This window comes from Endozoicomonas atrinae, from assembly GCF_001647025.1.
Lineage (GTDB): Bacteria > Pseudomonadota > Gammaproteobacteria > Pseudomonadales > Endozoicomonadaceae > Endozoicomonas > Endozoicomonas atrinae.
In genome coordinates, this window is the sequence record NZ_LUKQ02000189.1 from 1 (window position 1) to 10,677 (window position 10,677).

6 protein-coding genes are annotated in these 10,677 nt (G+C 46.4%); 1 reads left to right on the plus strand and 5 read right to left on the minus strand.

Going from position 1 to position 10,677, the window contains the following annotated elements; genetic code table 11:
• The 3 genes from AK963_RS20440 to AK963_RS20450 all read right to left on the minus strand — a co-directional run.
• Positions 1–980 (minus strand): hypothetical protein (locus AK963_RS20440; RefSeq protein ID WP_202969814.1); only part of this gene is annotated, 980 nt, incomplete at its 3' end.
• Between the two features lie 333 nt (positions 981–1,313).
• Positions 1,314–2,195: a hypothetical protein gene (locus AK963_RS20445; RefSeq protein WP_066017283.1), complete on the minus strand. Its 882-nt coding sequence runs from the start codon at positions 2,193–2,195 to the stop codon at positions 1,314–1,316.
• Between the two features lie 29 nt (positions 2,196–2,224).
• On the minus strand, positions 2,225–3,031 hold the full coding sequence (locus AK963_RS20450; protein ID WP_066017284.1) for a hypothetical protein: 807 nt from the start codon (positions 3,029–3,031) through the stop codon (positions 2,225–2,227).
• A gap of 304 nt (positions 3,032–3,335) precedes the next feature.
• Between AK963_RS20450 and sodB the strand changes: the two genes are divergently transcribed.
• Positions 3,336–3,917: a superoxide dismutase [Fe] gene (gene sodB, locus AK963_RS20455; protein ID WP_066017285.1), complete on the plus strand. Its 582-nt coding sequence runs from the start codon at positions 3,336–3,338 to the stop codon at positions 3,915–3,917.
• 86 nt (positions 3,918–4,003) lie between these two features.
• Here sodB and AK963_RS20460 read toward each other — a convergent pair whose 3' ends face one another.
• Positions 4,004–5,035 carry a hypothetical protein gene (locus tag AK963_RS20460; RefSeq protein ID WP_066017286.1) on the minus strand — a complete coding sequence of 344 codons (1,032 nt, stop codon included), beginning with the start codon at positions 5,033–5,035 and terminating at the stop codon, positions 4,004–4,006.
• Positions 5,032–10,476 (minus strand): beta strand repeat-containing protein, encoded by a 5,445-nt coding sequence (locus AK963_RS20465; RefSeq protein ID WP_066017287.1) that lies wholly within the window; start codon positions 10,474–10,476, stop codon positions 5,032–5,034. Before AK963_RS20465 ends, AK963_RS20460 begins: the two co-directional genes overlap by 4 nt.
• Positions 10,477–10,677 lie beyond the last annotated feature (201 nt).

Consider the following 10,677-nt stretch of genomic DNA (forward strand, 5'->3'; position numbering starts at 1 on the left):
GTGCCGGTGGTCACCGTGTCAGGTGTGCCGCTGCCAGTACTGGTGGTGCCGGATCCCATGACCGGGCTTTCCCCGGTGCCGGTGGTCACCGTGTCAGGTGTGCCGCTGCCAGTACTGGTGGTGCCGGATCCCATGACCGGATTTTCCCCGGTGCCGGTGGTCACCGCGTCAGGCGTGCCGCTGCCAGTACTGGTGGTGCCGGATCCCATGACCGGGCTTTCCCCGGTGCCGGTGGTCACCGTGTCAGGTGTGCCGCTGCCAGTACTGGTGGTGCCGATGACCGGGCTTTCCCCGGTGCCGGTGGTCACCGCGTCAGGCGTGCCGCTGCCGGTACTGATGGTGCCAGGTCCCGTGACAGCCTTTTCACCCGTCCCAGTTCGTTCTGCCTCTCCTAAGCCCCCAACACTGTAATTGCGGAGAATATCTCTAAGCTGTCCCTCAGAATCGATAAGCTGCTTGCCTGTGATTAACGTCTTGTCGTAACCCGCACTAAAATGCCATTTCCTGAGGTCATTCATCAGCCCAACAATAATTCGTGCAAGCTCTTTTGGGCCATTCAAATCAACTTCATCAAGATTTTCTGAGTGTTTTTTGAGATTTCTTGAGAATTTGTTACCTAGTACTATTTCTTTTTTCGCCGCTTTGGTTTGAATATCTTCTATTATCTGCTTGATTTCATCTTGATCTAGCTCCAAGTCGCGATCGTCAGCCCTAATATCACCACTCTCTAATGCATTTTCCACATCCCGAAAATGATCAGACTTTAGCAATCTTCTGACTTCTAAATTACGAACAGGAACTGGGCGAATGCTTCTAGCAAAACATCGTTTTTTCGATGGCTGTGAACTGGCCTGGTCTGACTGGAGATATTTATCACTTTGAGGACTTACACCACCTGTTTTTTTAGACGCTTCCTGGTCACCACGGGGAAACTCTGGTGGTATGAAACTACTTCCACTTGGCCTATCTACACTATCCATAACCAGTCCTGACTGTTTGTTGTCCTTAACTATCAGCAGGCAATCAATTGAAGAAACACCATCAGACCCAGCTATCGGAGCCTGATTAATCCATGATTACACTTATTTAATTTCAGGCTAGCAGAATGGAAGGCCTTATTAAGGCATTAAAAAAAAACTCAGGATAGTTAGTAATAAAACCGGATAGATTGAACAGTTTTTTTTAAAAATAAATCAGCAATTTTTTTTAACACCACACTCAGGACATTTTTTTGACTAAATAGTTAAAAGGCCCCTAAAAACAAAGCGAACTAATAATTAACAAATAAAATCAAATAATTAGAAAAATAGAACTCACAGAGATAAATTTCTTATTAAATAAACCATACCTTTATTGATAAGTATGTCTATTTTGTTTAACAGCTCAACATCAACCACCCCCATCTTATTCAAGCTTACCGCCTCATCAAGCTCATGCCATGAAACAGTGCAGTGTCCATAGCTGACAAACTGATCAGAAATCAATCGGCTCTCTTTATTCAGCAAAACCCAATCCAGAGTTTGCCGCAATTTAAAAGGCAGAATATGCTGAAGCCCTACCTCTGACGACTGCTCGGTAATCGCAGGCGATTCTGATGAATAACTTAACAGGAGAGCTGCATCAGACTTTAAAAGCGCCAGATCCGGCAGAATTACGTAATCCAGAGACTGCTTGGCAAGCCAGTTATTAAGACGTTCCAGATCATAATGGGAACTGCTATCCAGAAGTCCTCCCAGAGAAGAGAAAGGCTTCATGTCACAATAAGCCAGTTCACGTCTTAGTCCTTCAGGACAGGAATGCTCAACACTGCTCACCCAGCGCTGATAAAGCTGCAGACTGTCATAAGGAGAACCTAATGACCATTCAGGTTCGAGAGCCTGGTATAAAGGCTTACTGACCAACGGGTCCAGAAAGAGCTGGCCGTGCTCTCCTATCGAAAGCAAAGGCAGTAACAACCCACGGGACTGACCTGACAACCGTTCCAACAGCTCCGGTTGGAACTCACACTGCCCGACCAGTGTTTTACTTTGTTCTGATAACCCAAGAGCTTTAGCGGGTAGATCAGGCTGATACCAACTAACTTCGAACCGAATGGGCGGCTTTTCAGCAGGAGCTTCAGCATTCTGCCAACTGCAGCCTTGGAGCCATACGATGGCCAGCAGCGCAACCAACAAACCAAAATAGTTATTTTTCACTGACCACTCCCTTCACAAGGCATTAACAGCTACTGAATTGTCAGCCCCTTGCCTTTAGGGTTTCCAAGATCCCGCATCGTGTTTTCCAACTGCTGAATTTTCAAAGAGACCTGGCTCTGGAAAGAGCTCAGCTTCTTGCTGAGCTCTTCCTGGGTTTGAGCGGATGCCTGTATTTGCTGCTCAATGGTCTGTTGGGTGGATAAAGTGTTCTTTAAACCATCAACCTCAGCTTTCAGAGCTTCAACATGACTGATCATATCGGAATTGGCAACCAGCTGCTCAGTCGTCACCGCCTTAATCATCTGGTCCAGCTCATTCAGCTTTGAAGCTGCCTGTTCTGAAGACTTTTTAGCCGCATCGGACTGTTTGACAGCAAGGTCTACTTTCTTAGCACCCTGCTCAATCTTTTCTTTATTCTCATTTATCCACTGACGATTTCTTTTGTTAGAAACATCCCAGAGCTTACGGATTTCAGAGTTTACTACTTTAAGTTCAGAGCGGAAGATGGAGTCACTCTGGTTAATAGTTTCACCGGTTTGGGAAACCTGGCCAGTAACCAGCCCCAGCTGATCCCGGGTTGCCTGAAGCTCCTGTCGGGTATCCTTAAGAGCCTTCTGCAGCTCAGTCACCTGCCAGTAACCACCAGCAGTAACACCAGCCAGAAGCACAAACAGAACACCAGAAACCAGGTAGCCAGCACCACCGCTTTTATTCGTGGAAGCGGGCTTACTGACATTTTTTGGCCCAGTGCCTGTTGAACGATGCCTGGAAGGACGCTGCTCAGCGGTTATGGACAAGTCCTGGCTTGACTGATGAATCTTTTTATCCTCTTGCATAGTCACTGCTTTCAATCAAAAACGCCGCTTCGCTTCAGATGTGTACTCTTAAGTCCACTAAGAAGCGGTGTTTCCAGCTCCTGGCTGTTCAGAAAAATAAATGAGGGACTATTGTAGAAGAAAGAAATCCAGCTCCCAACCTTTTATTCAACGTAAAGGCTCACTTTGGGCTTGAAATTTCCGCTGTAAACCTCAAGATACAACCCACATGGATTCGTAGTAGCCACAGTGCTACTATCGCTTTGCGAAAAATCAGGTCTCTGAACGAAACCACAACTATTCCAATCACATCTGGAGAACACAAATGGCTTTTCAACTGCCAGAACTGCCTTACGAGCGCGATGCCCTGGAACCACATATCTCCAAGGAAACTCTGGATTACCATTACGGCAAACATCACAACACTTACGTTGTTAAACTGAACGGCCTGGTTGAAGGCACTGAGCTGGAAAACAAGAGCCTGGAAGAGATTATCAAGACTTCTGAAGGTGGCATCTTCAACAACGCTGCCCAGGTATGGAACCACACCTTCTATTGGAACTGCCTGAGCCCAAATGGCGGCGGCAAGCCTTCCGGTGAACTGGCTGCGGCTATCGACAAAGCCTTTGGCTCTTTTGATGAGTTCGTTGCCAAGTTCTCTGACATGGCCGTTAACAACTTCGGCTCTTCCTGGACCTGGCTGGTAAAAAACACTGACGGTTCTCTGGAAATCGTAAACACCAGCAACGCTGGCACCCCAATCACTGGCGACCAGAAGCCTCTGCTGACCTGCGACCTGTGGGAGCACGCTTACTACATTGACTACCGCAATGTACGTCCAGACTACCTGAAAGGTTTCTGGGCCCTGGTGAACTGGGAATTTGTTGCGGCTAACCTTGCTGGTTAAGCATAAATTTCCCATGTATTAGCCAGTCACTCTGGTTAATAGAAAAAACCGCCCGATCATTTTTTGTTCAGGCGGTTTTTTTAACACTACAAACTATTAGAGCTTAACTGCATTTTAAAGGTTTCATAATCCACAGGATTACCCGAGAGTTCGGTCATCATTTTTATATAAATACCATACAGTGTTTGTTCATCCAGAACCTGATCACCATATAACCTTTTTACAATACTCATGAATGATCTAACCTCACTATCTCCTGCCTGCTGGTCAATACTCCTTTGAAGATTACCGTTTAAGCCAAGTGCAGGCTCCCCCTTCTGTCTCGTATCGGAAAGCTCATTTTCAATGACTACTGACTCCTCAGTATTATCTGAGGGTTCTATTTCAACGACTTCTGCTTCGTACTCAATGGCAATATCCTCAGACCCTTGAGCCAATAACAGTTCCTGACTACTCAGCAAATCAGCTAATGACTGGAAGCTCAGCATTTTCAGTTCTTCTGACTTTGGTGAGTAAAGGTCGGATGATAGAGCACCAAAAAGGTTATCCTCTAAGAGACGCTGCTCAGAACTCTGATTATCGTCAAACGCCCCCCCTGGCAATGAATCGTCCTCTTGGCCAGATGCAAAGAACTGAGCAATATTCCCTGCATTCTGAGCAGCTACAATCACCTCCTCAGGATTGCGGATTCTGGATAGCTCATCAGCAAGCTGATCATAGTTCATTGGCCCCCAGTCACCGACTGAAGAGCGTACATAGAGATAGCCTTCTTTACCCGTGTGAACTTTACCATTGACGATCCTTATACCTTCATCAAGGTAGAAGTCCTGCAAGGTGTAGCCATCGATGGTATATCCATCCACTTTCTGGCCATCAGTGGAGTAATCCGGGAAACGCTCACGGATATTTTTGCCATCAATATAAAGCTCATCAACAATGGTTGAGAACATTAAGTCGCCATTGTCGTTAAAATTACGAAGTCCCTGGCCAAATACATTAACGCTATCAGCTTCCTGTACAAAAACGTGATTCCGACTTTTGTTGACCATCTCTATCTGCTCAACATCGGTATCAATATCCTGCACCCCCAGAACACCAATCCCCTGATTGGCTATCATGGATAAGCTGGACGAGCTGATATTAGCGGTCTCACCAAAAAGCAAGCCGATCTTGAAGTCTCCAAGTCAGGGTCAATTTTTGCGTCGTAATTAATACGGTCTGCCCCTATCTCCAGGTTATCTCGTATCTGCCCGCTGTCTGCGATAACCGTGGTGTGAGCCTCTCCACTTAACCGGGAAAGGTCAACATCAACCTTTGCATGATAAAGAATATTGCCCGCCCCTTTTGTAGAGGCCGAAGTGCCATCGGTCATGTAAATAGAGCCATTCAGTGCCCGGACGGCAATATTACCCCCGGTTCCCACGGCAATATCTGCACCCGCCTCCTGCAGGACAGCATCTTCTGCAAGAATGTGAATATTCCCCTGATCACTGACAACATCAGTGTCTTCCTTAATCCGAACATCCTGCCCAGAGCCATACGCATCAAGATGAACACTTCCACTGCCATGAGCGTATATGCCTACGCCATCATCCGGGACATTGCCATCATAGACGGTAATGGTTCCATCAATCGTCTTCAGGCTGATTGAACCATTGTCACTGGTCCTCAGGTCACTGATGGCCTTATCCATTACCGTTTCGGTAGAACCATCACTCTTGACCCGCTGGATGCTGATATCGTCAAGTGTCGATACTGTGATATCGCTGTCTTCATCAATATGCAGGCCACCACTGCCAGCTCGACCGGCATACACATCGACGGAGGTGTCGATGGCATTGCCAGCCCCCATTCCCACCGACGCATCAACTCTCAACTCTCTGGCAACAATATCTTTGTGACTATCGCCGGAGTCAACAATACTCCCTGCCTCGGTCATCAAGCTAACGTTTCCTGTACCAACATGAACCGCAGCCAGCGCCATGGAGTCACCAGCCAGCAAACGTACACTCCCCGTTTCACCCGTTGTGATAATGGCACTATCCTGCTGCAGGATACTTGCACCTTCAGACCATAAATCAATAGTGCCACCAGCCGTCGTACTGATTGTGCTATTCGCCAGTTGGTGAATATTCTGCAATGACTGGATAGAGATCGATGAGTCACTGGCCGTGGTCACATTGGCATCAATGACAATATTCCCCTGATCCGCTTTGATCCGGATATGCCCCACATTATCAACTCTCATATCTCCGGTAACGTTAATATCCCCGGATTTGCTGTGCACCAGAATATCGCCATCATTGGCAATACTTAAACCACTGTTATGAATATTCAGGCTATCTTCTTCCTGAAGATTAATGGTTCCGGAAGCCACATGGCCAAACACATTGGCTATTTGAGTATCAATGTCATCATTATTCACACCAAATGCATCATTGGCCGTGAACTCAAGATTTTCTGCAACAATATCCAGGTCGGAGTCTCCGGCATCATAAATACCACCAGAGATAGCCTCCATGGTCACCGTTGCCTCTCCTGTTCGAATGCTGGCAACGTCTATGTGCTGACCGGCACGAACTTTGATGTTTGAATCAACAGTTTCAATAAAGCTCGTATCCTGCTGTCGAACACTGCCGGTAACCGCTTCGATGCGAACCTGTTTACCATTGGCAGAGTCTGACACAATAATTCCAGCACCCGCTTCCTGCAGAACATTGCGTTCCGCCAGCAGTGTGACATTTCCACGTTCACTGATAACGTCAGTGTTCTCGGTAATGGTGATATTACCTTTGCTGGCTATCAGGCTGATGTCTCCTGAACCATTAGCAACAATGCCTGCATTGTCTTCATGCTCTGAACCATTGAATACAAGAATATCGCCATCTTGTGAGGTCAGACTGATATCACCATTGTCTGATGTGGCCAGATCACTGATTCCAGCGTCAGTAACAGTCGCTAAAGAACCGTCTGCTTGTACTCGTAGAACGGTAATATCCGTCAGTGTATCAATATGAATGGTATTCGCTTCATTGAGATGGATGCCTCCACTTCCCGCTCTTGCGGCAAGAACATCCACACTGATATCAAGCGCATCATCTCTGGCTCCTGCCCCAACACCGGCAGACATACGCAGCTGATCAGCCAGAACATCGATATTCTGATCACCAGAATCCGTGATAGCCCCAGCTACACTGATAAGGCTGACATCACCCTGCGCCACATGTAGACCAGCTACTTTAATGGCGCCCTGTGCCTGCAATCTTATAGAACCTGTATTTCCAGTGGTTATTAAGGCGCCATCGTGCTGCTCTACCCCACCCAGCTCAGCAATGGCATCAACCGATCCCCCCTCTCCGGTGCTGATCGTCGTGTAAGCATGTTGCGTGATGTTATTACGTGCCTGAAGAGTGATGGCATTTGCACCAGCAGTCTGAATATCCGCATACGTTTCGATACTGCCGTTGTCGGCTTTCAGTCTGATATTTCCGGTATCCTTAATGGAAATCCTGCCATTGGCCGTCAGATTTCCATTAAGGTTGTTCATTAAAATATTTCCGCTGGTCAGAACACTCAAACCCTCTGCCATGACTTCGAGGGAATCGTTCTCCTGAATATTGATGGCACCGGCACCAGTGCTGCCATTGATGCGTTCAATGTCGGTATCAATATCATTTTCATTGGTTCCAAAGCCTTCAGCAGCCTTGAACACAAGGGTTTCTGACTGAATATCAACATCCGTATCACCAGCATCATAAATACCACCAGTTTCAGCATTCAGCGTGATCTCACCGGTGCCGGCCTGTAAATGAGCGATATCAATCCACTGGTTAGCAACAACGGTGATCACCCCATTGGTGGCGATCACTCTGCTGCCATTGCGTTGCTCAAAACTGCCCTGTGCGGAACGCAGTTGAATCTGTCGGCCAGAAGTACTGGTTGTCAAAGTGCCAGCAGTCTGAACAATACTGCCGACAGCGGCAATATCAATCATGCCATTACTGGAGGTTAGATTACCGGACAGTGTAACTACACCATCAGTGCTGGTCTGATCAATAGCAATATCACCATCTGTAGCAGTCAGGTTGGCATTAAATACCGCATCAACCTTGCTGCTGATAGCCCAGCTCAGGGCAGAGAAATTGCTGGAAAAATGAACACTATTACTGAAGATTTCAACCCGGGCTTCCGGTAAAGCGTATGTCCCGCCCGAGTTTCTGAGCGTCAGCGTTTCACTTCCAGATGCCAGGCGGTAAGAAACCGTGCCCTTAAAAGCCCCCCCTTCTTTGACCAGACTGTAATCCATATTACCCAGTACAAACTGTGAAATATTATGGTCATAGGTGATGGTTCTACCATTCAATGAGAACTGGTTGCCAGAGAAATTCGCTGTCCCACCAGCAGACTCCACATAATAGAAAGCATTATCCCCACCATTTTCGGTAAGGGTCATGTCGAACGCCGACACAATGACGTAAGTGTCATTGCCAGAACCAAAATCAATACGATCAATCTGTGGTGTATTACCAGACTCCAGTGTCAGATTGCCACCCTCACTGTTCATCAGCAGTTTGGAGTTCTGATAGTCATATTCCAGATTAATATCAGAAGTCAACTGACTCATATCCAGACGGGAAAGGGTACCATTACCACTCAGAATATCGTTACCAAAGCCCTCAGCCAGGATGAGCTGTAAGCTGCCACCCACTATTGCCGTGTGGATGCGGTCATCCCCGGTTCCCGGTGTCAGGGTGTGGCTGCCGGTACCGGTACCGGTAAGGGAAATCACATCATTCCCAATGCCCAGGTCGATGGTTGTTCTTCCGGAGCTATCAATGGTGACATTGTCGTTGCCAGCTCCTGAGTTAATGACAGCCGTACCATTACCATAAATACTGATACTGTCATTACCTGAAGTGCCAGTAATTATCGCCAGGCCACTGCCAGAGTATTTTACCGACTCAGTATTGGTAATATTAATTTTACCTTTTACCGAGCTATCGACGATGACTTTATCAAGGCCATTTCCAGCATCCAGATTGATGGTGTAATCACCACTGCCAACGTCCAGTTTGGTAATTTTTCCCTGAACATCAACAATCAGTTTGCTGCCATCCTGACGAATACGGACCGTTTCATTCACATCCTCTTTATCATAACTTCTGAGAGAGGATTTATTCCCTACATGGACGGTGACCGTTGAGCCGGATATTGCCGCAACATTGGGCGGAGGTGCATCAGGGAGTGGCAATTTGAAACCGATGGGAATGGAGATATCCACTTTACCAAAGATATTCGCACCAATAGACAGTTCTCCATCACTGGGGTCAAGTGACAGATCCAGTCCACCTGAAATGGTTCCACTCTTACTGAATGAAGGGATAATAGTGATGGTTTTGCCAAAGATCTTAGCTGTAACAGCCTTACTGCTAATGGAAGCTGATACCGACATATCTGCATCAATATCAAACTCACCATTACTATGCTGTACTTTCAGAGTAGCTTTGGCACTCGCACCGACTGAGAAAATACCAAGACTCTGATCAAAACCTCCGCCCACGTCAAAGGAGAATTTAAGATCACCATTGGACTTGATGTAATCAACTGTCACTTCGCTTTCTACCAACGAAAGATCAACACCAACAGTCAAGTCTTGCAGTGCAAAAATTCCATTGTCAAAAGTGAGAGTGACTGACCCACCTGGACTCAAGGTAAAGAGTGACCAGAATTGAATGTTCGGATTTGCTACATTTAGCTTTATCGATGGGACACTGCCAGTAGCATCCAAAGAGAGATTAAAGTCTCCACCAATAGTAATCAGGTTGAGAATTTTTGCCTGACCAACCAAACTCAGATTTGTTTTAATTCCACTATCATTCAGGGCAATATCGCCAGAAGCACTCATTGTGCCCAAACCCAACAAACCAATATTTCCATCAACGGCAAGATTCAAACCAGAACCTGTACCGGCACTTATTTTCACTCCCCCATCAATAGAGAAGGTGTCGATTAAGGTTAGAGAGCCTCCTATGGACTCCAAAAGGAAGCCAGACTTAACACCAATTTCTACAGTGCTATAGCCCAGTAGCGGCTGGAAGTCTTCAGCCACTTGAAAAGTAAACGTTTGACCGCTCGTATTCGCAGTAAATTCGAAACCACCGTCAAAGGCGATTACTCCGGGAAGATCAAAGCCGCCTTGAATGCTCAGCTTTATTGCATGCTGGTTATTATCAATAAACGATTTTAAATCTACACTTTCCGGATCAGCAGGTACTTCAAATTGAGAATAAATCAACCCTTTTGAATAAAACTCAAGCTCACCAACACCATAACTGACTGTAAGTCTTCCATCAAAAAAGATCGTGCTCTTGTTCAGGGTGTTACTGCTTCCTTCAATAGCCTCATTCTCATAAATGGCTTCAAACGTTCCTTCAAGGATAATATTTGAGAGAGCTTCATCATTAAATGTAAAACGTCCCTGACCTCGAATAGCAACCAGACTGTTGGTAAAGCTCAGAAGAACAGCTGAGTCGACGACATTGTTATCGGTAGTGGTCAATATCAAGCCAAGCTTATCGACTTTTCCATTACCATTAAGATCTACACCACTACTGACTTCACCATTGTAGCTACTACGCCATGTGCGACTTTTAGGTTTGCATAAGGAGACATGACTGAACCTGCTTTCTGCTATTAAAAGCAGTAAAAAGCAAAAAAGAAGGTTTCAGTCATGCCCGTTGAAGAGTTTATCACTACAGTC